Source organism: Sphingopyxis macrogoltabida, assembly GCF_001307295.1.
In the GTDB taxonomy this organism is placed as follows: domain Bacteria; phylum Pseudomonadota; class Alphaproteobacteria; order Sphingomonadales; family Sphingomonadaceae; genus Sphingopyxis; species Sphingopyxis macrogoltabida_B.
This window is the reverse complement of record NZ_CP012700.1, coordinates 2113292-2136622: the sequence shown is the minus strand read 5'-3', so window position 1 is coordinate 2136622 and position 23331 is coordinate 2113292. Positions and strand designations below refer to the sequence as shown.

23 protein-coding genes are annotated in these 23331 nt (G+C 63.0%); 14 read left to right on the top strand and 9 right to left on the bottom strand.

Annotated elements, in window-relative coordinates; genetic code table 11:
• The first annotated feature begins 188 nt into the window (after window positions 1-188).
• From eno to AN936_RS10060, 8 genes are all read left to right on the top strand, one after another.
• Window positions 189-1463, top strand: a complete 1275-nt coding sequence (gene eno / locus AN936_RS10095; protein WP_054588040.1) for a phosphopyruvate hydratase — start codon at window positions 189-191, stop codon at window positions 1461-1463.
• An 87-nt stretch (window positions 1464-1550) separates the two neighbouring features.
• Window positions 1551-3056, top strand: a complete 1506-nt coding sequence (locus AN936_RS10090; protein WP_084758272.1) for an EF-hand domain-containing protein — start codon at window positions 1551-1553, stop codon at window positions 3054-3056.
• Window positions 3057-3148: 92 nt separating this feature from the next.
• The gene (locus AN936_RS10085; protein WP_054588038.1) at window positions 3149-3475 is read left to right on the top strand and encodes an FtsB family cell division protein; all 327 of its coding nucleotides are present in this window, start codon (window positions 3149-3151) and stop codon (window positions 3473-3475) included.
• Between the two features lie 139 nt (window positions 3476-3614).
• Complete coding sequence (pdhA, locus tag AN936_RS10080) at window positions 3615-4685, top strand: pyruvate dehydrogenase (acetyl-transferring) E1 component subunit alpha (RefSeq protein WP_054588037.1); 1071 nt, start codon at window positions 3615-3617, stop codon at window positions 4683-4685.
• Between the two features lies 1 nt (window position 4686).
• Window positions 4687-6075 carry a pyruvate dehydrogenase complex E1 component subunit beta gene (locus AN936_RS10075; protein ID WP_054588036.1) on the top strand — a complete coding sequence of 463 codons (1389 nt, stop codon included), beginning with the start codon at window positions 4687-4689 and terminating at the stop codon, window positions 6073-6075.
• A 115-nt stretch (window positions 6076-6190) separates the two neighbouring features.
• Window positions 6191-6823 (top strand): hypothetical protein, encoded by a 633-nt coding sequence (locus tag AN936_RS10070; RefSeq protein WP_054588035.1) that lies wholly within the window; start codon window positions 6191-6193, stop codon window positions 6821-6823.
• 86 nt (window positions 6824-6909) lie between these two features.
• Window positions 6910-7620, top strand: a complete 711-nt coding sequence (epsC, locus tag AN936_RS10065; protein ID WP_054588034.1) for a serine O-acetyltransferase EpsC — start codon at window positions 6910-6912, stop codon at window positions 7618-7620.
• Window positions 7620-7967 (top strand): DUF2794 domain-containing protein, encoded by a 348-nt coding sequence (locus tag AN936_RS10060; RefSeq protein WP_054588033.1) that lies wholly within the window; start codon window positions 7620-7622, stop codon window positions 7965-7967. Before epsC ends, AN936_RS10060 begins: the two co-directional genes overlap by 1 nt.
• On the opposite strand, the gene AN936_RS10055 is transcribed toward AN936_RS10060, so the two are convergent.
• Window positions 7945-9018, bottom strand: coding sequence for a hypothetical protein (locus AN936_RS10055; protein WP_054588032.1), 1074 nt, complete (start codon window positions 9016-9018; stop codon window positions 7945-7947). The genes AN936_RS10060 and AN936_RS10055 overlap by 23 nt on opposite strands.
• 121 nt (window positions 9019-9139) lie before the next feature.
• A complete protein-coding gene (locus tag AN936_RS10050) occupies window positions 9140-10042 on the bottom strand; it encodes an SDR family oxidoreductase (protein WP_054588031.1) in 903 nt (300 codons plus the stop codon).
• 463 nt (window positions 10043-10505) lie between these two features.
• Here AN936_RS10050 and AN936_RS10045 point away from each other — a divergent pair, with 463 nt between their 5' ends.
• Window positions 10506-11867: an OprO/OprP family phosphate-selective porin gene (locus AN936_RS10045; protein ID WP_054588030.1), complete on the top strand. Its 1362-nt coding sequence runs from the start codon at window positions 10506-10508 to the stop codon at window positions 11865-11867.
• Window positions 11868-12098: 231 nt separating this feature from the next.
• Entirely contained in the window at window positions 12099-12506 is a 408-nt protein-coding gene (locus tag AN936_RS10040; RefSeq protein ID WP_054588029.1) for a hypothetical protein, read from the top strand.
• Between the two features lie 75 nt (window positions 12507-12581).
• On the opposite strand, the gene phoB is transcribed toward AN936_RS10040, so the two are convergent.
• The 7 genes from phoB to AN936_RS10005 all read right to left on the bottom strand — a co-directional run bounded on the left by phoB (window position 12582) and on the right by AN936_RS10005 (window position 20231).
• Window positions 12582-13277 carry a phosphate regulon transcriptional regulator PhoB gene (gene phoB, locus AN936_RS10035; RefSeq protein WP_054588028.1) on the bottom strand — a complete coding sequence of 232 codons (696 nt, stop codon included), beginning with the start codon at window positions 13275-13277 and terminating at the stop codon, window positions 12582-12584.
• Entirely contained in the window at window positions 13277-13996 is a 720-nt protein-coding gene (phoU, locus tag AN936_RS10030) for a phosphate signaling complex protein PhoU (RefSeq protein ID WP_054588027.1), read from the bottom strand. Before phoU ends, phoB begins: the two co-directional genes overlap by 1 nt.
• Window positions 13997-14020: 24 nt before the next feature.
• A complete protein-coding gene (gene pstB / locus AN936_RS10025; RefSeq protein WP_054588026.1) occupies window positions 14021-14803 on the bottom strand; it encodes a phosphate ABC transporter ATP-binding protein PstB in 783 nt (260 codons plus the stop codon).
• A 7-nt stretch (window positions 14804-14810) separates the two neighbouring features.
• On the bottom strand, window positions 14811-16067 hold the full coding sequence (gene pstA / locus AN936_RS10020) for a phosphate ABC transporter permease PstA (protein WP_054588025.1): 1257 nt from the start codon (window positions 16065-16067) through the stop codon (window positions 14811-14813).
• The gene (pstC, locus tag AN936_RS10015) at window positions 16060-17436 is read right to left on the bottom strand and encodes a phosphate ABC transporter permease subunit PstC (protein WP_054588024.1); all 1377 of its coding nucleotides are present in this window, start codon (window positions 17434-17436) and stop codon (window positions 16060-16062) included. Before pstC ends, pstA begins: the two co-directional genes overlap by 8 nt.
• Before the next feature lie 175 nt (window positions 17437-17611).
• Window positions 17612-18661 (bottom strand): substrate-binding domain-containing protein, encoded by a 1050-nt coding sequence (locus AN936_RS10010; RefSeq protein ID WP_054588023.1) that lies wholly within the window; start codon window positions 18659-18661, stop codon window positions 17612-17614.
• Window positions 18662-19016: 355 nt separating this feature from the next.
• A complete protein-coding gene (locus AN936_RS10005; RefSeq protein ID WP_006954973.1) occupies window positions 19017-20231 on the bottom strand; it encodes an IS256-like element ISSpma2 family transposase in 1215 nt (404 codons plus the stop codon).
• A 297-nt stretch (window positions 20232-20528) separates the two neighbouring features.
• Here AN936_RS10005 and AN936_RS24685 point away from each other — a divergent pair, with 297 nt between their 5' ends.
• From AN936_RS24685 to AN936_RS09995, 4 genes are all read left to right on the top strand, one after another.
• Window positions 20529-21287, top strand: coding sequence for a hypothetical protein (locus tag AN936_RS24685; RefSeq protein WP_149037642.1), 759 nt, complete (start codon window positions 20529-20531; stop codon window positions 21285-21287).
• On the top strand, window positions 21284-21928 hold the full coding sequence (locus AN936_RS24080; protein WP_084758271.1) for a GTP pyrophosphokinase: 645 nt from the start codon (window positions 21284-21286) through the stop codon (window positions 21926-21928). The genes AN936_RS24685 and AN936_RS24080 overlap by 4 nt, the downstream gene beginning before the upstream one ends.
• A complete protein-coding gene (locus tag AN936_RS10000) occupies window positions 21929-22237 on the top strand; it encodes a putative quinol monooxygenase (protein WP_054588022.1) in 309 nt (102 codons plus the stop codon). It begins immediately after the preceding gene.
• A 460-nt stretch (window positions 22238-22697) separates the two neighbouring features.
• Window positions 22698-23246 (top strand): hypothetical protein, encoded by a 549-nt coding sequence (locus AN936_RS09995; RefSeq protein ID WP_054588021.1) that lies wholly within the window; start codon window positions 22698-22700, stop codon window positions 23244-23246.
• Window positions 23247-23331: the final 85 nt, after the last annotated feature.

Genomic DNA, 23331 nt, shown 5'->3' with positions numbered 1-23331 from the left:
CGGGCGCCGCGTCAGCGAACGTCCCCTTTGGTCCTGTCTGGATATATAGCAAGGCGGGCCCAATGGTTCCATAGGCCAGCAAAATTCCTGCACGGCCGATCGAACGGTTGCACTAGCGGCAAGCCGTCGATAACAGGCGGGCGCCTTTCCCATCCGGCCCGTCTGCGGCCATCAGCAGGACCCGAACCATGACCGCCATCATCGACATCCACGGCCGCGAAATCCTCGATAGCCGCGGCAATCCGACCGTCGAAGTCGACGTGTTGCTCGAGGATGGCAGCTTCGGCCGCGCCGCGGTGCCCTCGGGCGCGTCGACCGGCGCGCACGAGGCGGTCGAACTGCGCGATGGCGACAAGGGCCGTTATTTCGGCAAGGGCGTGACCAAAGCAGTCGCGGCGGTGAACGGCGAGATCGCCGAAGCGCTCATCGGCCTCGATGCCGAGGACCAGCGCGAAATCGACATGGCGATGATCGACCTCGACGGCACGCCGAACAAGAGCCGCCTCGGCGCCAATGCGATCCTCGGCGTCAGCCTCGCCGCCGCGAAGGCCGCGGCCGATGCGCGCGGCCTGCCGCTCTATCGTTACGTCGGCGGCGTCTCGGCGCGCACGCTGCCGGTGCCGATGATGAACATCATCAACGGCGGCGAGCATGCCGACAATCCGATCGACGTGCAGGAATTCATGATCATGCCCGTCGGCGCCGGCAGCATCGCCGAGGCGGTGCGTTGGGGCAGCGAAATCTTCCACACGCTCAAGAAGGGCCTGTCGGCGAAGGGCCTCGCGACCGCGGTCGGCGACGAGGGCGGCTTTGCCCCGAACCTCGCTTCGACGCGCGATGCGCTCGACTTTATCGCCGCGTCGATCGACCAGGCAGGTTTCAAGCTCGGCACCGACGTCGTGCTCGCGCTCGACTGCGCCGCGACCGAATTCTTCAAGAACGGCAAGTACGAGATCAGCGGTGAAGGTTTGTCGCTGAGCCCCGAACAGATGGCCGATTATCTCGCTGCACTCGTCAACGACTATCCGATAAACTCGATCGAGGACGGCATGAGCGAAGACGACTTCACCGGCTGGAAGGCGCTGACCGACCTCGTCGGCGACAAGTGCCAGCTCGTCGGCGACGATCTGTTCGTCACCAACCCGCTACGGCTGGAGCAGGGCATCAAGGACGGCCTCGCCAACTCGCTGCTCGTCAAGGTCAACCAGATCGGCACACTGTCCGAAACATTGGACGCGGTCGATATGGCGCACCGCGCGCGCTACACTGCGGTGATGTCGCACCGTTCGGGCGAGACCGAGGATTCGACCATCGCCGACCTCGCGGTCGCCACCAACTGCGGCCAGATCAAGACCGGCAGCCTCGCGCGCTCCGACCGGCTCGCCAAGTACAACCAGCTCATCCGCATCGAGGAAGAGCTGGGCGACATGGCGCGCTATCCGGGAGCGGCGATTTTCGGTTGATGGGATGGATCGCGGATAGCATGCGTTAACCCCGCGCTGATAAATCGGCCGGCCGGTCATCGGCCGGTTTGGCAGGGGTAAAGCTGCATGCGGGTCAAAGGTAAAAGCGCTCTGGTGGCGGGCGCGGCGGCGATGGCAACCGCGGTGGTCGTGGCGGCGGTGGCGAAGGCTTCGCAAGAGAATGGCTTGGCCGAAATCGCCGAGCCGCTGGCCGAAGGACTCAACCCCGGTACCCATATCGAACAATATATCGCCCAGGTGGTGAGCCGCCTTCGCGCGATCGACCGGGACGGTGACGGCCTCGACCGGGCCGACATCGATTTTCAGCGGTTGCAGGGCGAAACGCAGGAGCGGGCGCGGAACATCCAGCAGATCCTGTCATATGATTATGACGGCGATTTTCGCGTGACGCGCGCGGAAATCGAACTGGGGGCGGGCCGCGACGCCGATCAGCGGTCGCGGGAGGCCGAGGCGATGATGGGGCTTTACGACGCCGACGGCGATGGCGTCGTGACCTTGCGCGAAGCGGCGGACCGCGAACCCGGCGGCCGCCGCGACCGTTCGTTCGACGGCTTTCTGGCGCTGGATCCGGACGGCGACGGCAAGCTGACTGCGGTCGAATTGATCGCGCGCGCCGAACAATTGTTCAAACGCTTCGACAGCGACGGCGACGGGACGCTGTCGAAGGACGAATATGCCCAAATCGCGGATCGCTTGCAGCAAATTCGGACGGCGCGCAATGCTCCGATTTGTAACCTTGCGGCATTGCCGCCCGATGCGCAGCTGCTTGTCTTTGGCACCTATGACGGTCAGGCCATTTCGTCGGCGGTGATTGGCGGCCAGGACAGCGAGACCAATTTGATCGACGTGACGATCGAGCCGGGTTCGAGGCCGCTTTATTTGATCCTGACCTCTTATGAATCGATGATCTGGCGGCTACGCGGCGCGACCGGCCGGGTGCGCCAGGTGGTGGCGTCTTCGTTGAAGGCAGCGCCAGGCGGAACGTCGGCCTCGGGGGTGACCGGCGTTTCGCCGGACAAGGTGCAGATCGCGCCGGCCGGATGTCCGAACTATTTCAGCCAACTCGGCGAGCCCGATGCCCAAAGGTCGCTCGCCTCGATCCGGTCCTCTCTGCAGCGCGAGCCTGACGCGGTGTTCGCGACCTATTCGCCGCAGGGCATTTCCCTGCCGTCGGGACAGATCGCATCGGCCCGGGAAACGGACGCTGCGTTGCCGAAGGGTTTCGATGCAGCGACTTGGGCCGATGCCGTGCGCTATTGGCCGGCGGGGCTGGTAAGGGTCGATCCGCGGCAGGTGGTTTCGAAATCGAAGGTCGAAAAATATCTCGTGCTTCCCAGTCAGATGGGAATCTCGCAACTCGTCGGTTCGGGCGCGGTGAAACGCGAAAAAAGTGACGTGTTTCGCGTTTTGCGTCCCATAGCCCATATGCCGCCCAGCATGGGCGGGGCGCATTCGATGACGTTGATTTTCTCGAAGGGCGTACCGGTTGCGACGGGCGATAAGGGGCACAGTTGCATCGTGAACGAAAATAGCGGCGAGTCCCGTGGTACGAGGTGTCGTTCGTCGCAATAGCGGCAAAGGCTGTGCATATTTCGTCGGGATACTGTGGAAGGATCGGCAATGACGCCTTGACGCCACGAATCAACTCTGATTCAAGGGCCGAAATGACGCAGCGCCACAAATTCCGCAAATCGATGAACCGGGCCGTCGGCCCCGCGGTGGCGGTGATCGCGGTACTGGCGATGATCGGCTATATCATCTTTGGTCCGACCGGGCTTTATGCCTGGGGCGACTATGGCCAGTCGGTCGAAAAGAAACGTGTCGTCCTGACCGAGCTGACCAAGCGGCAGAACGAACTGCAGAACCGCGTCAACCTCCTCGACCGGCGGCGCGTCGACCCCGACCTCGCCGAGGAATATGTGCGCGAGAAGCTCGGCGCCTATCACCCGGACGAGGTGATCATTCCGATGGAGCCGGACGCGAAACCCTGAGCGCTGCTACGGGTAGTTTTTCCTATTTTGCTGCATACGTAAGACAATGGCGCGCCGCCGTTCGGGGGCGTTGCCAAGCATGACATGGCGGTCCTATAGGGAGCCTTGCCGTAACGGCTAAATGCAAAGGAAACCTCCCTTGGCCAAAGCACCCGCGCGCAAGACTGCCGCGCCAAAAAAAGTCGCTTCCACCCCAGCTCCCGCGACCAATCGCGAATCCCCGCGCGATCCCGCACCCTATGACGCCACGCCCGAAGAACTCGAGAAGTTCTACCGCGAGATGCTGCTCATCCGCCGCTTCGAGGAAAAGGCCGGGCAGCTTTACGGTCTCGGCCTGATCGGCGGTTTCTGCCATCTCTATATCGGCCAGGAAGCCGTGGCGGTTGGCCTGCAGTCGGCGCTCGATGGCGACAAGGACAGCGTCATCACCGGTTATCGCGACCATGGCCACATGCTCGCCTACGGCATCGATCCCAAGGTGATCATGGCCGAACTGACCGGCCGCGCCGCGGGCATTTCGCGCGGCAAGGGCGGTTCGATGCACATGTTCAGCGTCGAGCATAAATTCTATGGCGGCCACGGCATCGTCGGCGCGCAGGTGTCGCTGGGCACCGGGCTTGCCTTTGCGCACAAATATCGCGGCGACGGCGGCGTCGCCATGGCCTATTTCGGCGACGGTGCCTCGAACCAGGGGCAGGTCTATGAAAGCTTCAACATGGCCGAGCTGTGGAAGCTGCCGATCATCTTCGTGATCGAGAACAACCAATATGCGATGGGCACGTCGGTCAATCGGTCGTCGGCCGAGGACCAGCTCTACCGCCGCGGCGAAAGTTTCCGCATCCCCGGCATGCAGGTCGACGGCATGGACGTGCTCGCGGTGCGCGGCGCCGCCGAAGCGGCGCTCGAATGGGTGCGCGCGGGCAAGGGGCCGGTGCTGATGGAACTCAAGACCTATCGCTATCGCGGCCATTCGATGTCCGATCCCGCCAAATATCGCAGCCGCGAGGAGGTGCAGGCGGTGCGCGACAAGTCGGATGCGATCGAGCATCTCAAGAAGCTGATGGTCGACGCCGGTATCACCGAAGACAAGATCAAGGATATCGACAAGGAAATCCGCCAGATCGTCGCGGAATCGGCCGACTTTGCGGAAAGCGCGCCCGAACCCGAACTTCACGAACTTTATACCGACGTGCTGGTGGAGCAATATTGAGATGGCCATCGAATTGAAGATGCCGGCGCTGTCGCCGACGATGGAAGAAGGCACGCTCGCCAAGTGGCTCGTCAAGGAAGGCGACACGGTGAAGTCGGGCGATATCCTGGCAGAAATCGAAACCGACAAGGCGACGATGGAGTTCGAAGCGGTCGATGAAGGCACGGTCGGACAGATCCTCGTCGCCGAAGGAACCGACAATGTGAAGGTCGGCACCGTGATCGCGACGATCACGGGCGAGGGCGAAGAAGCGGCGGCACCTGCGGCCGCGCCCGCACCGGCGCCCGCCGAGGACCCCAAGGCCGCCGAGCCGGCTCCGGCACCCGCGCCGAGCCCTGCGCCTGCGGTTGAAAAGCCTGCCGCGACCGAACGCGCCGCCGATCCCGCGATCCCCGAAGGCACCGCAATGGCGAAGCTCACCGTTCGCGAGGCACTGCGCGATGCGATGGCCGAGGAAATGCGCAAGGACGACCGCGTATTTGTAATGGGCGAGGAAGTCGCCGAATATCAGGGCGCCTACAAGGTCACGCAGGGGCTGCTCGAGGAGTTCGGCGCGCAGCGCGTCGTCGACACCCCGATCACCGAATATGGCTTTGCCGGGCTTGGCACCGGCGCCGCGATGGGCGGCCTCCGGCCGATCATCGAATTCATGACCTTCAACTTCGCGATGCAGGCGATCGACCACATCATCAACTCGGCGGCGAAGACCAATTATATGTCGGGGGGCCAGATGCGCTGTCCGATCGTCTTCCGCGGCCCGAACGGCGCCGCGGCGCGCGTCGGGGCGCAGCACAGCCAGAATTATGCGCCTTGGTACGCCAGCGTTCCCGGCCTGATCGTGATCTCGCCCTATGACGCCGCCGACGCCAAGGGGCTGCTGAAAGCGGCGATCCGCACCGAAGACCCGGTCGTCTTCCTCGAAAACGAGCTGCTCTACGGCCGCAGCTTCGAGGTGCCCGAGGTCGATGATTTCGTGCTGCCAATCGGCAAGGCGCGGATCATGCGTCAGGGCAGCGATGTCACCATCGTCAGCTATTCGATCGGCGTCGGGCTGGCGCTCGAAGCCGCCGACGCGCTGGCGGGCGAGGGGATCGACGCCGAGGTGATCGATCTGCGCACCCTGCGTCCGCTCGATACGGTGACGGTGCTCGCCAGCCTCAAGAAGACGAACCGTCTCGTCGTCGTCGAGGAAGGCTGGCCGACCTGTTCGATCGCGAGCGAAATCGCGATGGTTGCGATGGAGCATGGCTTCGACGATCTCGATGCGCCCGTCATGCGCGTGTGCAACGAGGACGTGCCGCTGCCCTATGCGCACAATCTCGAAAAGGCGGCGCTCGTCGATACGCCGCGCGTCATCGCGGCGGTGAAGGCTGTCTGCAATCGCGCTTGAACATCCTCGTCATTGCGAGGAGCGAAGCGACGCGGCAATCCAGAGTGTGCGTAAACCGCTCTGGATTGCTTCGCTTCGCTCGCAATGACGATGTTCTGGTGGTAGCGGCCCGACCATGGAGGACGCTGTTACCGAAACCCTCAGCTATCCGGACATCCGCGATCCGCGCGTGATGGTGGCGGTGCCTCGCGAGAGGCGCCCCGCCATCGCCGCGCTTTGGGCGCTGGCCGAACGGCTGACCAAGCTGCTGCATGACGCACGCGAGCCGCTGATCGGCCAGATCAAGCTCGCCTGGTGGCGCGACATGGCGGCGTTGCTGGCGAGCGACCCGGCGGCGCTGCCCAAGGGCGAGCCCTTGCTCGCCGAACTGCAGGCGACATGGAGTGGCGAGGAAGGGCTCGACACGCTCGTCGATGCCGCCGAAGCGATGCTGCTCGCCGAGGATGAAGCGGCGCGGAACGTCGCGGCGGCGGCGTTCGGCGAAGCGCTGTTCGCGCTGTCGGGCGGCGAAGGCGGTGCGCGTTGGGGTTTGCTGTGGGGCGCGGGCCTCCAGCAAGGCATGGCCGATGCCAGGCAATTTTTCGCCAATGCGCGAAACGAGAGCGCGCCGCAAACTCGGTCTTTCAGCGATAACAAGGCCTTGCTGATGCTCGACCGCTGGGCGGCGGCGATTGCCGCGCGCGATGGCGAGCGGCGCTGGCGCAGCGAGGGCCTGTTGCTGCTCCGTATCGGCCTGTTCGGGCGCTGACGATTAAAACACGCTCGGGGGTGGAAATGCTGCCATCGAACATCTATCTTGCCCGGTACAGAAATAGGGTCGCAGGGGACATACGGATGTTCAACGGGCTGATCGCCTATCTCGATTCGATCAAGGCGCGCGATCCGGCGCCGCGTTCGCGTTGGGAAATCCTTCTTTATCCGGGCCTGCTGGCGGTCGGGATGCACCGCATCGCGCACTGGCTGTTCGAGGCGGACCTGTTCTTCCTCGCGCGTTTCGTGAATCATTTCTCGCGCTGGCTGACCGCGATCGACATCCATCCGGGCGCGAAGATCGGCCGTCATCTGTTCATCGATCATGGCTTTACCGTGATCGGCGAGACCGCCGAGATCGGCGACAATGTCACCATCTATCAGTGCGTGACGCTGGGCGGGACCGATCCCGCCAATGGCATCGCAGGCAAGCGCCACCCGACCTTGGCAAACGACGTCATCGTGGGGTCGGGCGCGCAGATCCTCGGCCCCGTCATTGTCAACGCGCGTGCGCGGGTCGGCGCCAATGCGGTGGTGACCAAGGACGTGCCCGAGGGCGCCGTGATGGTCGGCATCCCGGCGCGCTCGACGCTGCTCGACGCAACCGAATATGCGCGCGAATTCGTGCCCTATGGCACGCCGTGCAGTGAAACCTTCGACCCGGCGACGCAGAAGGTCGAACTGTTGCAATGCCAGCTCGAACAGATGCAGAAGCAGCTCGCAGCGCTGCTTGCCGAGCGCGAGGTTGCCGAAGAGCAGGCGCCGCGGCGCAAAGGGAGCCGGAATAGCGCCTGATGGGAACGGTGACGCCTCTGCCGTTCGCGAACCGGGCGGCACCGCAGCAGACCGGTTTCGAGCGCACCGAACTCCTGCGCATCCTCGACCTCTATGGGCGGATGGTCGCCGCAGGGCACTGGCGCGACTATGCAATGGACTTCCACCGCGACGCCGCAATCTTCTCGGCCTTTCGCCGCACCGCCGAGCGGCCCGAATATCGCATCGAAAAACGCCCCGCCTTGCGGAGCCGGCAGGGCATGTGGGCCCTTGTCTCCGAAGCCGGGGCGATTTTGAAACGCGGGGACGAGCTTGCCAATGTGCTCGCCCCCGTCGAACGCAAGCTTATGAAGCTGGTTGGGGACTGACCGGCCGCGCCGTTGCCGGCAACTGGTTGGCCAGATTTTCGGGCAGCAGCCCGACCACCGCGGCCCTGGCATTCTGCCAGAAGGCCGACAGCAACAGCAGCGCCGATCCGATGACGAACGCCGTCAGCGCGACGTTGAGCTCGACCGCGCCGAAGGTGTTGAAGAGCTGCGTCATCGCGAACAGCACATAGGCGAGCGCCGAGACGAGCAGCGCGCGGCGGTCGATCGCCAGCGCGACGAGCCCGAAAGCGATATAGATGCCGACGACAAGGATCGCCGCACCGCTGCCGATATCGTCGCCCTGCGTAACGCCGAGCAGGTGGAAGATCGGATGGACGATCATCGGCGCGGCGAGCAGGTGAAGCCAGAAGGCGACGTCGCTGCGCCGCGTCTGGCGCACCCGGTCGCTGCGGTCCCACCACATCGCAAGGGTGAAGACGCCGAGACCGGCGATCAGCACGAGGATCATCGGCAGGGTGCCGTCGGGGCTCGGCACGCCGGTCACCGCGAGCACGAGCGCAACAGCCGTCGCGGCGAGCGCGGCGGTTCCGGCGGCGACGGTGATCGGCACCATGAAGCGTTTCCAGTGCAGCCAGGTCGCCGCTGCGGTGACGAGCGCGATGCCGCCAACCAGCAACGCTCCGACCGTATCGCCCGGATTGTTGCCGAAAATATCCTCGCCATGCTTGACGAGGAAGCCGACCATCGTCGCAAAGACGCCGCCCGAAAAGGCGAGGACGAGGACTATGCTGGGGAGCGCCATGCGGCGCTGGCGGGTGAAATATTCGGCGAGGAACCACGCCGACGCGGCGACGAAGGCGCCGCCGAGCGCGGGATGGATCGAGGCGCCGATCCAGCCGACCGCGACGAGCAGGATCACCGCCGCGATGCTGACGAAAATATCGTTGAAGCCGGTAATCAGGCGGAATGATTCCTCATCCGCCCCCGGCGCCGCGCGAACCGATGCGATATGCGACCGAAAGGCCAGCGCGGCCTCCGGCGTCAAGACGTTCGCATCGACCGCGGCTTGCAGGTCGCTTTCACTATACATCGGGGTCGTCCTTCTGTCCGATCCCCTTGCCCCGCTGACGTTATGCCATTGGCGTATTGGTGTGTCAATACAGTGATGCGCCAAGTCCTCCCCATCGCTTTGCGACGGGGAGGGTCTATCGTCAGCCCAGCGCCTGCAGCGCGCGCATCACGGCCATCGACTGCTCGCTGCCCGATTGCGGGACGACTTCGCCGTTGCGGTCGATGATCTTCTCCCACGCCGCCGCGACGCCTTCGGGGGTGCGCTCGTCTTCGGGAAGCGCGACGCCGGGGGTCATGGTGACATAGGCGGCGTGGAACGCGCCGGCGCCCGCGCCGACGATCATGTTCGTCGGGGCATCCTCGCTGACGAGGAACAGCGCGGCGGGCGCGACATTTTCAGGGGTGAATTTTTCGAACAGTTCGGCGGGGAAGATGTCCTCGGTCATCCGCGTGCCGGCGACCGGCGCGATCGTGTTGCAACGGATGTTATACTTCGCGCCTTCGAGGTGCAGCGTCTTGGTGAGCCCGGCGAGGCCGAGCTTGGCGGCGCCGTAATTGGCCTGACCGAAATTGCCGTATAGGCCGGTCGACGATGCGGTCATCAGGATGCGGCCATAGGCTTGTTCGCGCATGATGTCCCAACACGCCTTGGTGACATTGGCGCTGCCCGACACATGAACCTTCAGAACCAGGTCGAAATCGGCAGGCTCCATCTTGGCGAAGCTCTTGTCGCGCAGAATGCCGGCATTGTTGATCAGGACGTGGACGCCGCCCCATTCTTCCTTCGCCTTGGCGACCATTTCGACCATCTGCTCATATTCGGTGACGCTGCCGCCGTTCGACATGGCGGTGCCGCCCGCGGCGCGGATTTCCTCGACCACCTGCAGCGCGGCGTCCGAATGGCCGGTGCCGTCGCGCGCGCCGCCGAGGTCGTTGACGACCACCTTGGCACCGCGCCGCGCGAGTTCGAGCGCATAGGCGCGACCGAGTCCGCCGCCGGCGCCGGTCACAATAGCAACGCGCCCGTCAAATTTGATCGTCATGATGGTCTCCCGGAAGGGGCGCCCCGTGAAAGGTTGCCCGAAAAAACCGGAACGTCCTTAACCGTTCGCACTTCGCTGGCAAGAGGGTGCGAAAATCGATCTGTGAAACAAAAATGTCATCCAATTGACGTGCATCTGTCACGAACCGGTCATAACAGCGCCACGGGACCAGAACCCATGGATCGCACGTTCGAGGTTTGGAGCGATTTTGCTCAGGGCAAGGAGGCGGGGCGCAGGAATATGTCGATATTTCAAGACCTGCCGACGCAGCCATGGGCAAAATCGGCCAAATCCCGAAGGGACGTCAAAATGGCGTCGATTTAGTTTCCGCGTAACCTTGCGGGTAGCGCCGCCACCCGCGGCGACTACGCGAAATCTATATCTTTGCCATTTCGACGCCTCGAATGTGCGATCCATGGGTTCTGGTCCCCGTTTGTCACCCTTTCGCAACGGAGCAACAACCATGCGTTCCTTCCTGACTGCCGCCCTGCTGGGCACTTCGATGCTCGGCGTCCCGACGCTCGCCCACGCGCAGGCGATGAGCGCCGAGGAAGCCGCCGCGCTGCGCGCCGAACTTGCCGCGCTGAAGGCGCAGGTCCAGACGCTCGAAACGCGGCTCGACGCCGCAACCGGGCAGGCGCCGGCCTCCGCTCCGGTACCGACCGCGCCCGCCGCCCCCGCCGTGACCGCGAAACCCGCGACCGAAATCAGCTGGAAGGGGGCGCCCGAGATCAAGACTGCCGACGGCTGGAGCTTCAAGCCGCGCGGCCGGATCCAGCTCGACCTCGCGGGCATCGACGCCCCCGACGGGGTGACCGGCGCGCGCGGCGGGCTCAAGACCGAATTCCGCCGTGTCTATCTGGGCGTCGACGGCAAGATTCCCGGCGGCTTTTCCTATCGCGTCGAAGCCGATATCGCGAACAGCTCGGTCGAACTGACCGATGTCTATATGACTTACGGCCCCGGACCGCTGTCGGTCACCGCCGGTCAGCTCAAGCCCTTTTCGTCGCTCGACGATATGACCAGCGACCTGTTCACCAGCTTCACCGAACGTGCGGCCTTTACCCAGGCCTTCGGTCTCGAGCGCCGGGTCGGCTTGTCGACGCAATATAAGGGCAAGGCGGTGCTGGTGCAGGCGGGCGTGTTCGGCGACAATGCCAACGACCTGCTCGACGATGCGAACAACAGCATCGGCGTCGACGGCCGCGTCGTCTGGATGCCGAAGTTCGGCAATACGCAGCTCCATCTCGGCGGTTCGGCGCATTGGCGCGATCTGAACGACCCTGCGGCGACGCTGCGCTACCGGTCGCGGCCGTTCGCGCATACCACCGACCTGCGCCTTGTCGATACGCGCGCCCTCGGCGCGAGCGGCGAGCGCGGGATGGGGCTGGAGGCCGCGATCGTTTCGGGGCCGTTCCATGCCGCGGGCGAAGGCTTCTGGCAGACGATGCGGCGGACGGGCGATACCGATCCGACCTTCTTCGGCGGTTATGCCGAAGCGGGCTTGGTGCTGACCGGCGAAAGCCGCGGCTATAAGGATGGCGCCTTCGATCGTCTGAAGCCGGCAAAGCCGATCACCGACGGCGGTATCGGCGCGATCGAGATCAACGCGCGCTACGATCATCTCGACCTCAACGACGGCGGGATCATCGGCGGGCGTCAACGCACCGCGCTGATCGGCGTGGTGTGGGCGCCGATCGACTATATCCGGATCACCGCCAACTACGGCCGGGTGAAGATCAACGACGCCGCGATCGCCAGCGCGACCGGCGACCGCGACTATTCGGCCGACGTGTTCGGGCTGCGCACGCAGGTCGATTTCTGATCGGGTGGGCGCCGTCCGGGGTTCGGACGGCACTGCACTTCGCGCCTCTTGCCGTTCGCGTCGAGCGCAATCGGGACGCCTCTTGGCTGTACGCCGGTCGGTGGTGCCTCGACGTCGTCCGACAGAAGCGGAACCGGGGTAAGGGCGCTCCCTACCCAAACCTATTTGACTGCAGCAGCATGAGCCGAAATCGGACGTTGCTGCGGGATAAATTTTGGACGATGACGAGCTATGCGCTCGTTGCGAATTCTATCTCTATTCGTTGCAGGGCTGGCGCAATGTTCGTTCGCGTCGGCCGATATTGTTGCCAACGGTCCTTTCTATCTGAGATACGGGCCGGACGGCAGTGAGGAGGATCGCGCACGCGTGCTCTCGAACGTCATCGAGACTGCGAAGCTGACCCCCAACGGCGCGGTTTATCTTTGCTCCACGGCATCGCCGCCGGAGCATCCGCCGGATGTTTTGCTCGCGATGACACGCAAGTCTTTGGTTGATAACGGGCTCGCCGGCGAGCGCATATTTATTGGCGGGACATGCACGGAAGCGGTGATCGCGCTGCCGCTCGGCGCCGCGCCCAAAGAAGCGGTATTTGCCGCTATCGGGTCCCGTGAATGGTTGGAGACCGTTCACGGGAAGTGAATGTGGGATAAGCCGCCTCCGTCCGGCCCCTGTATCAAGCGGTCGCATCCAGCCACCGCAAAATGGAGCGGCGCGTCAGCCCTTGCCCGCATCCAGCGCATAGCCCGCCGAGCGCACGGTGCGGATGATGTCCGCGGTGCCGGGCAGGTTGATCGCCTTGCGCAGGCGGCGAATATGGACATCGACGGTCCTGAGTTCGATGTCGCTGTCCTGGCCCCAGACGCTGTCGAGCAACTGCCCGCGCGAGAAGACACGGCCCGGATGCTCCATGAAATGGCGGAGCAGGCGGAATTCGGTCGGGCCCATCGCGACGATCTGGCCGGCGCGAACGACCTTGTGCGCGACCGAATCGAGTTCGATGTCGGCATAGCTCAGCATCTCGCCGGCGAGCGCGGGGCGCAGGCGGCGGAGCACCGCCTGGACGCGCGCGACCAGTTCGCGCGGGCTGAACGGCTTGGTGACATAATCGTCGGCGCCGGTTTCGAGGCCGCGGATGCGGTCCTCCTCCTCGCCGCGCGCGGTGAGCATGATGATCGGCACATTCGCCGATTTGGGGTTGCGGCGCAGGCGCCGGCACACTTCGATCCCGGGCAGGCTTTCGATCATCCAGTCGAGCAGGACGATATCGGGGACGCGTTCCTCGACGAGGACCAGCGCCTGTTCGCCGTCGGGGGTCTGGCGGACCGAAAAGCCTTCGCGTGCAAAGTGCCAGACGATGAGTTCGGCGATCGCCTCGTCATCCTCGATCAGCAGCAGGTCGGGCTGCGGCATCAGCCTTGCTCCTGCTCCGCGGCGCCGTCTTCGGGCTGGTCGCCGCGTTCGCGTTCCTCCATCCGTTCGCCGGTGACGACATAATAGACCATCTCGGCGATGTTGGTCGCGTGGTCGCCTATGCGTTCGAGGTTCTTGGCGACGAACAGCAAATGCGCACTTTCCGAGATATATTTCGGATTTTCCATCATGAAGGTGACGAGGGTGCGGAAGATGCTGTTGTAGAAATCGTCGACATTCTTGTCGCGAACCGTCACTCGCACCGCGAGCTCGGCGTCGCGCGCCGCAAAGCTGTCGAGCGCGTCGTGGACCAGTTCGGCGACGATCGACGACATCGACATCAGCACCGGGATCGCCTCGATCGAGCGGGTCTGGTCCATCAGCGCGACGCGCTTGGCGATATTCTTCGCATAGTCGCCGATCCGCTCGACGACCGAGACGATTTTCAGCGCCGCGATCATTTCGCGCAGGTCGTCGGCCATCGGCGCGCGGAGCGCGATCGTCTGGACCGTAAGCTGTTCGACCTCGGCTTCGAGTGCGTCGATCTTCTTGTCGTCGCGTACGACCTGCGCCGCGAGGTCTAGGTCGCCGTTGTTGAGCGCGTTCATCGCCTGGAGCAGCGCCTGTTCGGCGCGGCCGCCCATTTCGCTGATCAGGCCGCGGAGGCGGTTCAGATCTTCGTCGAAGGCCTTGACGGTGTGATCGTTGGTAACTGCCATTGCTTCGTCCTTTTTCGGCCGGACTTAACCGTAACGGCCGGTGATATAGTCCTTGGTGCGTTCCTGCCGCGGGTTGGTGAAGATGTCGGTGGTCTTGCCATATTCGACCAGCGTTCCGAGGTGGAAAAAGGCGGTGCGCTGCGACACGCGCGCCGCCTGCTGCATGTTGTGCGTGACGATCACGATGGCATATTTGCCGCGCAATTCGTGGATCAGCTCCTCGATCTTCGCGGTCGCGATCGGGTCGAGCGCCGAGCAGGGCTCGTCCATCAAAATAACTTCGGGGTCGACCGCGATCGCGCGGGCGATACACAGCCGCTGCTGCTGGCCGCCCGATAGCGCGGTGCCGCTCTCGCCGAGCCGGTCCTTGACCTCGTCCCACAGGCCGGCGCGAACCAGCGCGCGCTCGACGATCACGTCCAGCTCGGCCTTCGACGGCGCAAGCCCGTGGATGCGCGGGCCATAGCCGACATTGTCATAGATCGACTTGGGAAAGGGGTTCGGCTTCTGGAACACCATGCCGACGCGGGCGCGGAGCTGCACGACGTCCATCGACGGCGCATAGATATCCTCGCCGTCGAGTTCGATCCGGCCGGTCACCTTCGCGATCGCAACCGTGTCGTTCATCCGGTTGAGCGAGCGCAGGAAGGTCGACTTGCCGCAGCCCGACGGGCCGATGAAGGCGGTGACGAGGTCGGTGCCGACGTCGATCGACACATCCTTGATCGCCTGTTTCTCGCCATAGAAAACGTCGACGCCGTGCGCCTTCATCTTGGGATCGGCGATAGTGAGATCGTCTTGGGTCATTGTGGGGTCACCAGCGTTTTTCGAATTTGTTGCGAAGATAGATCGCAAAGGCGTTCATCGACAGCAGCACGATAAGCAGCACGATGATCGCGGCGGAGGTTTTCTCGACAAAGCCCCGGTCGACTTCGTCCGACCAGAGGAAGATCTGCATCGGCAGCACGGTCGACGGCGAGCAGATGCCGCCCGGAACGTCGCCGATAAAGGCGCGCATGCCGACGAGGAGGAGCGGCGCGGTCTCACCCAGCGCGCGCGCCATCCCGATGATCGTGCCGGTGAGGATGCCGGGAAGGGCGAGGGGAAGTACATGGTGGAACACCACCTGCACCGGACTGGCGCCCACACCCAAAGCGGCATCGCGGATCGACGGCGGTACCGATTTGATCGCGTTGCGGCTGGCGATCACGATCACCGGCATCGTCATCAGCGCCAGCGTCAGCCCGCCGACGAGCGGGCTCGCCTGGCATAGCCCGAACCAGTTGATGAACACCGCGAGCGCGAGCAGGCCGAAGATGATCGACGGCACCGCGGCAAGGTTGTTGATCGACACTTCGATCAGGTCGGTCCAGCGGTTTTTCGCTGCATATTCCTCAAGATAGAGCGCCGCGAGCACCCCGGTCGGAAAGGCGATCAGGAAGGCGATGAAGATCGTCAGCACCGATCCCTTGAGCGCGCCCCAGATGCCGGCGACCGCAGGATCGGTGGCGTCGGCATTCTTGAAGAAGGGCCAGTGGATGCCGGTCGACAGCTTGCCGTCTTTCTCCAGCGCGTCGACCTTCGCGCCGAGCGCGCCCTTGGCGCCTTCCTTGGCGGCGATGTCGACCTCGCTCGACGCGGGCAGTTCGAACACCGTCTTGCTCCCCAGCAATTCGGGGTCGGCCTTGATCGCCGAGCGCACTTCCTTCCACGCATTTTCGCTGATCAGCTTCGACCCGTCGGCCCCCAGCGCCTCGTCGGCGGCGAAGGCGACGATGTCGGCGAGCCCCGCGCCCGCGATCACCTGGTCGGCGTCGGCATCGCCCAACCGCGTCGTGTCGATCGTCAGCGGCATGGCCTTGAAATCGACCGGCACCGACACATGCGTATAGGTGAAGCCGCGGGCGCCGTTGCCGACCATCACGAACAGCAGGAAGGCGAGGAAGGCGCCCGAGAGCAGCACCGCGCCCAGCCCCATCAGCCTGAAGCGGCGTTCGGCGGCGTAGCGGCCTGCGATGCGTTTTTGCATCGCCGCGCCCTTCCAGTCGGTGGGGGTGGTCTGCCTATTCATAAGCTTCCCGATATTTTTTGACGATGCGCAGCGCGACGATGTTGAGCAGCAGCGTGACGAGGAAGAGGACGAGGCCGAGCGCGAAGGCCGCCAGCGTCTTGGCGCTGTCGAATTCCTGATCGCCGGTGAGCAATTTGACGATCTGCGCGGTCACCGTGGTGACGCTGGCAAAGGGGTTGGCGGTCATGTTGGCGGAGAGGCCCGCCGCCATCACCACGATCATCGTCTCGCCGATCGCGCGGCTGACCGCGAGCAAAATGCCGCCCATCACGCCGGGCAGCGCGGCGGGGATCAGCACCTGGCGGATCGTCTCGTTCGGCGTTGCGCCGAGCGCCAGCGATCCGTCGCGCATCGCCTGCGGCACTGCGTTGATGCTGTCGTCGGCCATTGAGGAGACGAAGGGGATGATCATCACGCCCATCACGATCCCCGCGGCGAGCGCGCTTTCGGTCGAGGCGTTCGGAATGCCCAGCATCACCGCAAACTCGCGCAGCGCCGGGGCGACGGTCAGCGCGGCGAAATAGCCGTAGACGACGGTCGGCACGCCCGCGAGAATCTCGAGCAGCGGCTTCACCCATTTGCGCACCGTCGGCGCGGCATATTGGGTGAGGTAGACCGCGGTCATCATCCCGATGGGAATGGCAACGATCATCGCGATGATCGCGCCGATCAAAATCGTGCCCCAGAACAGCGGGATGCCGCCAAAGGTACCCGGCTGCGGCGCGCCGCTCGTCGGCGCCCATGTCGTACCGAACAGCAGTTCGGCGGGCGAGACGAGGCGGAAGAAGCGGATCGATTCGAACAAGAGCGACAGCACGATGCCAAAGGTCGTGAGGATCGCGACCAGCGACGCGAGCAGCAGGAACAGCATCACGATCTTTTCGACCCGCGTCCGCGCCCGGAAATCGGGGCGGATGCGCGTGAAGGCGTACAGGCCGCCCGCCAGCGCCAGCGCCAGCATCGCGGCGATGCCGATCCACGCATATGTGTGGGCAGCGTCGGCATAGGGCTGCACCAGCGGCGCCGCGGCGGGCAGCCGCACCGCGGCCTGCTTGCCCTCGGCGACGTTGCGCGCGTCGGAGAGGATCGCGCCGCGCTCGAACCCGAACGACGGCAGGCTTTGCGCCGCCTCGCTCGCCAGCACCTGGTTGGTGATCAGCGCCGGCGACACCGACGACCAGACGGCAAGAAACAGCGCGGCGGGGGCGAACAGCCACAGCGCGACATACCAGCCATGATATTGCGGGCGCGAGTGGAGCTTGGTCCCCGCCCGGCCGGCGAGCAGGCTCGACCGCGCGCGGCCGGCAAGCCAGCCGATCAGGGCTAACCCTGCGATCAATAGCAAAAGGGCGGCGGCGTTGAAGGTCACGTCTCAGCTATTCCAATAATTCCCGCTCGCATCGAGCATCCCATTCCCGCTCGTGTCGAGCGAAGTCGAGACACCCATCGGCAGTGTCCGACTTCTGGGCATCTCGACTTCGCTCGATGCGAACGGAGAGGCAGGAAGCTCGACACGAACGGAGAAGGGAGAGCGGTTCGATAATTTACTTCAGCACCGACCCGTCGAGGACGGTCATGCCCTTGCCGTTGGCGGCGGCGGTCGCCGCGATATCCTTCGGCGACACGATCAGGCCCTTGGCGTTCAGATAACCGCCTTCGCCGGCGCCCTTCAGGAACTCGGCGACATATTCGGCGAGGCCGGGGACGACGCCGACATGCGCCTTCTTGACATAGATGAACAGCGGCCGCGAACCGGGGTAGCTGCCGTCGGCGATCGCGGCATAGGTCGGGGCGACGCCCTGCACCGGCACCGCCTTGATCTTGTCCTTGTTGGCATCGAGATAGCTGAAGCCAAAGATGCCGAGGCTGGTCGGGTTCTTGTCGAGCTTCGAGATGATCAGGTTGTCGTTCTCGCCCTGCTCGACATAATAGGGCGCGCCGCGCAGCGTCGTGCAGGTCGCCTCATGCTTGTCCTTGTCGCTGTCCTTCAGCGCCTTCATCTCCGCATTGGCATCGCAGCCCTTGCCGAGGATCAGCTCCTTGAACGCATCGTAAGTGCCGCTGGTCGATGGCGGCCCGAAGACCGAGATCGCAACCGCGGGGAGGGCGGGGTTGACGTCCTTCCACGTCTTCGCGGTGTTCGGCTTGCCATAGGGGTTGGCGGCGAGCGCCTTATAGACATCTTCTTCGCTCAGCTTGAAGCCCGGGCCGCGCTGCGCTTCGCCGAGCGCGATACCGTCGATGCCGACCTGGATTTCGACGATGTCCTTGACGCCGTTCTTGGCGCAGGTGTCGAATTCCTTCTTCTTGATGCGGCGCGATGCGTTCGCGATGTCGGGCGTGTCGCCGCCGACGCCGGCGCAGAAGCGCTCGAAGCCGCCGCCGGTGCCGGTGCTGTCGATCTTGGGGGTCTTGTTGCCCGTCGCTTCGGCGAACTTCTCACCGACCGCGGTGGCAAAGGGATAGACCGTCGAGGAACCGACCGCGCTGATATAATCGCGCGCGCCGCCGCCCGACGACGCCTGATCCTGACACGCGGAAAGCGCCAGCGCGCACGTCGCGGCACCAGCGATAAGGGCGAATTTCTGCAGCATGGAATTGATCCTGTCGGGGGTCGTTACCAAACCAAGCCGCCACCCCCGCGGCGACTCGCTGAGCCGCCAATGGGGGTTTTGTGTGACGTGTTTGTGACAGGGAGTGTCATATAATTGTCATGGTGTGAGAGCTTCTTGGGACTCTAAACCTTGTCAGTTCAGTTTTGTTTTGCTTAATCACCGCAATGTCAATTTCGGCGATCCATGCATATCTTGTCCATCCGGGTAGAAATGACCCGTCGGCTACGATCTCGGGGAACGAAGTTCCGCTGTCAGGTAAGGTCTATGAAATGCTCAATGGCATCGGTCGCGTCCGTCAAGGTGGTGTAATTTCGGCTGTGGCCGTGGGCCATCGTCAGGCGGCTTTGGCGGTGATGTGTAGGGGCTGATTTTCCTCCTCGATCATGGGTTGGTTGAGTTCGGCCATGCCTTCGATCTGCATGTATCGGTGCTGGAGCTGCCACTCGTCGTTCTGCTCCATCAGCACAGCCCCGACGAGGCGGATGATGCTGTCTTCGTTCGGGAAGATTCCGACGACGTCGGCGCGGCGCTTGACCTCCTTGTTGAGCCGCTCGAGCGGATTGGTTGAGTGTAACTTCGTGCGGTGCTGGGTGGGGAAGCCGGTGTAGGCGAGCACGTCGGTTTCGGCCTCGTCCATGCAGGCGCCGAGCTTGGGCCAACGGGTGCGCAACTGGTCGGCGACCTGTCGCCAGACCTGCGTTGCGCTTTTCTGATCGGGCTGCAGGAAGACCTGGCGGATCGCGGCGGCGACGACAGTGTTCTGGCCCTTGGGCACATAGGACAGGGCATTGCGCATGAAGTGCACCCGGCAGCGCTGCCAGGTGGCGCCCATGACGCGGGTGATCGCGCCCTTGAGGCCCTCGTGAGCATCGGAGATGACCAGCTTCACGCCGGTAAGACCGCGCCGAACAAGGTCCTTCAGGAAGTCGGACCAGAAGACCTCCGCTTCCGAGGGGCCGATATGCAGGCCGACGATCTCGCGCCGGCCCTCGGTGTTGACGGCCATGGCGATTATTGCGGCAACGCTGATGATCCGCCCGCCTTCGCGTACCTTGAGATAGGTGGCATCGAGCCAGAGATACGGCCATTCGCCGGTGAGCGGGCGTTTCAGAAAGGCATGGACGCGCTCGTCAATGTCCTTGCAAAGCTTGGAGACGGTGGACTTGGAGATGCCGGTCATGCCCATGGCCTGGACGAGTTCATCGACCCGCCGGGTGCTGACCCCGCCGATCCACGCTTCCTGGATCACCGCAACCAGCGCTTTCTCGACCATCTTGCGGGGCTCAAGGAAGCCCGGAAAATAGGACCCAGCACGCAGCTTGGGGATTTTCAGGTTCAGCGTGCCTACCCGGGTATCCAGCGAACGGTCGCGATAGCCGTTGCGCCAGGTCGCGCGCTCGCTGCTGCGTTCGTGGCGACCCGCGCCGATCAGGCCATCAACGTCGGCCTCCATGATCAGCTGCAGCACGTTCTCGGCGATGGTGCGCAAAAAATCCGGTTGGCCGCCCTTTGCAGCCAGCTCTTCGATCAGTAATCTGTCCTCGGTCATCGGGAACTCCTCTTCGTCACGGTTGAAGTGTGCAAACTCCACCATAACGATGAACCCGGTGGCCACCAGCGACGCCGCATTCCGGGGTGGGGCATGCCCCACCCCGGAATACACCATCGCCTACACCGGAAATTACACCACGAGCGCGGACGCTAACCTGGCATCTTTGTAGCTGGGCCGGAAAGCAGAGACTTCGAGGTTACCTTTAAGCCGCTATCAGCGAGCATCCAGCAAAACGATTGTCGAGATCTTCTAATAGCGTACCAGAGCGCGCCCACACTCGAAACTGGGCGAAAGGTGGCGGAAAGACTTCGAAGCGTTACGGACAAGCGGTCAGGTATTGGCTTAATGTTCTTGATATCTGGCCAACATGGCCCGCTTCAACGGCTCGTAATTTCTCGCTTTCCCGCAAACCAAGCCATTTTGGCCGAAGTTAGTGAGAAGGGACTGGGTGTTGAGTTCCTCGAGCAAGTCTTCATTCGGCGGATGACAGCTTACAAGGCCTTGATGCTTGACCATCAAAATCCTTCAGCTGGCTTTTGGAGTGGTATGGCAACTGATCGCCAAGCGGGAGGCGAAGCAGAAAACATCTCGAATTATTGGATTACGGATTTCCTGTCTGCTGATTTTTCAGAAACGCCGGCTGCTGGAACGCGCCGCTTAGCCGATGCGCTGAAGAGTGCGATAAAAAAGAATCCCAACGTTCAGGTTAAGAGCGAAATTGCTGCCGCTGTTTCTCTGGCTGGTAGCGTATTTTCTGATAAAGTTACGTCGATCGATGAATTTTGCGATCATTTTGGATTTAGCCAAACAACCCGTCAGACCATTATGAATGAACTCAGTAAGCCGTCATTGTCGAGTAAGAAGTTCGTTTTTAGCGCGCAGGAATTCAAAACTAAGCTCCCCTATCGTACTGTTGAACTTGAAAATGGAGCGATCCTTACAGCGCCGAGCGGAAAATTTGAACAGGTGTTCGAGGTTCGGCAAAAAGACGGAGGCAAAGTGGAGTATGCGACCGAGGGAAAAGTCGCTGACCAACGAATGGAAAAACGGTGACCCTAAATTCTCAGTATCAAAGCCGCTACAGTGAGGTTCTTGTTGATACTGCAGATCGGCTTAAGGCTTATATCAAATCTCTTTTTTCTGATATCGAGCGAGTGGACGCAATAGTAGCCCGTGCAAAATCTCCTGATCGCTTTCTTGCTAAAGCTGCCAAGACAGGTGAGGATGGATTGCCTAAGTACAGTGATCCATTAAATCAAATACAAGATCAGATCGGCGCTAGGATTACGGTATTTTATCTTACGGATGTAGAAATTGTTAAAGCTGAAACCGAAAAATATTTTAGCTTTATTGAGTCTCAGTCAAAATTTCCCGAAAACGATTCTGAGTTTGGATATTTTGGCGCCCACATGATCCTAAAATTGCCAGATGATGTTATAGACGACCGACATTCATCTTCTTGCCCCGAGTTTTTTGAGCTTCAGATCAAGACGCTTTTCCAGCACGCTTGGTCCGAGGCTCATCATGACCTCGGATACAAGGCACCCCGTCCTTTGACGGGTCTCGAACGGCGTCAGGTTGCATTTTCGGCAGCACAGGCGTGGGGCGCGGATCAAATTTTTGAACAGCTTCGCTCGGCTATATTGTCCTATGCCAATGACGATGAGCAGGCAAATGATCCAGACGGAAACTAGATGATCCTCATCACCGGCCACGTCATCCTAACCCCCGAGCATCGCGAGCGCATGATCGCGCTCGGCGCCGAACATAGCGCGCTGTCGCGGTCCGAACCGGGGTGCCTCGCGCATAACTGCCATATCGATGTCGAAAATCCCGACCGGCTGATGTTCGTCGAGGAGTGGGAGAGCGTCGACGCGGTGCGCGCCCATTTCGCGCTGCCCGCCGCGCGCGGCTTCGTCGCCGAAATGCGCGCGCTGTCGCCCGCGCCGCCGGTGATCCGCATCTATGCGGCGGAGGATATCACCGCAACGCTGATGGGGTAGGGTGGCACGCCTGCGGATAGCCGGGGGACTATTTCCTTCGTTATGCCGGATTTGATCCGGCATCCATACAGGGGCCGTCGATGGCCCCCGGATCCAGTCCGGGTGACGAAATGAAAAAAGCGCTGTCCTACAATATTGCGCCATGCCACCGTCGCACCGGCTCTTTGATGTCGTCGATCGTTTCACCGCTGCGGCCGCCCGGGCTCGGGGCCAAGTCCGCAAGGCGACAAAGCCTGTCCTGGGCGCCCGCCCGGGCGGCAGCCGAAGGGGTGACGGTTTCGCGCGCTTGCATGCGTATCTTTTGTCGCTTTAACGGGGTCGCCGCTGCTCATCTCCATAACCGGCAAGTCCTTGTTTTTACGAAGGCAGGGGTGACAAGTTTGACAACTTATCCGCGTCGCCCGCTTGCCCGCCGCGCGGCATTTTGCCACAGCATCGGCAGGGCATATCCGGGGGGCAAATGAGCGGGTTCGAATTCATCTTTTCGCTGTTCGGGCTGATCCTCGGCCTTGCGCTGGCCGAGGGGCTGGGCGGTCTGGCGCGGGCGCTGAAGGCCAGCCACCATGTCCGCATCGGCTGGCCGACCGCGCTGCTCGGCCTGTTCGTGTCGTGCGACGTCGTCACTTTCTGGATGTACGGTTGGGCGATGCGCGATCTGTTGCCGCTGAGTTGGCCGCTGCTCTTCGGCGGTTTCATCGTCACCGCCATCTATTTCATCGCCGCCAGCCTCGTCTTTCCCGACGATCCCGCGGCCTGGGCCGACCTCGACGCGCATTTCGACCGCCAGCGGCGCAAGGTGCTCGGCGGCATCCTGCTCGCCAATATCGCGCTGATGGCAACTGTCGCGGCCTATGCCGGGGCGCCATCGTTCGGCGCGCGCAACCTTGTGGTGAGTTGGTCCTTCTTCCCCATCGCGCTGCTCGGGGTGTGGACAAAGCACCGCCGCGTCACCGTCGCCTGCCTCGTCTGGCTGATCGCGCTCTACCCGCTGTCGGCGGTGTGGCATTGATCCGGTTCCCCTCCCGCTTGCGGGAGGGGTTAGGGGAGGGCATGTTTCGGTGTTCGGGAAGGGCACAGGCCCTCCCCAAACCCCA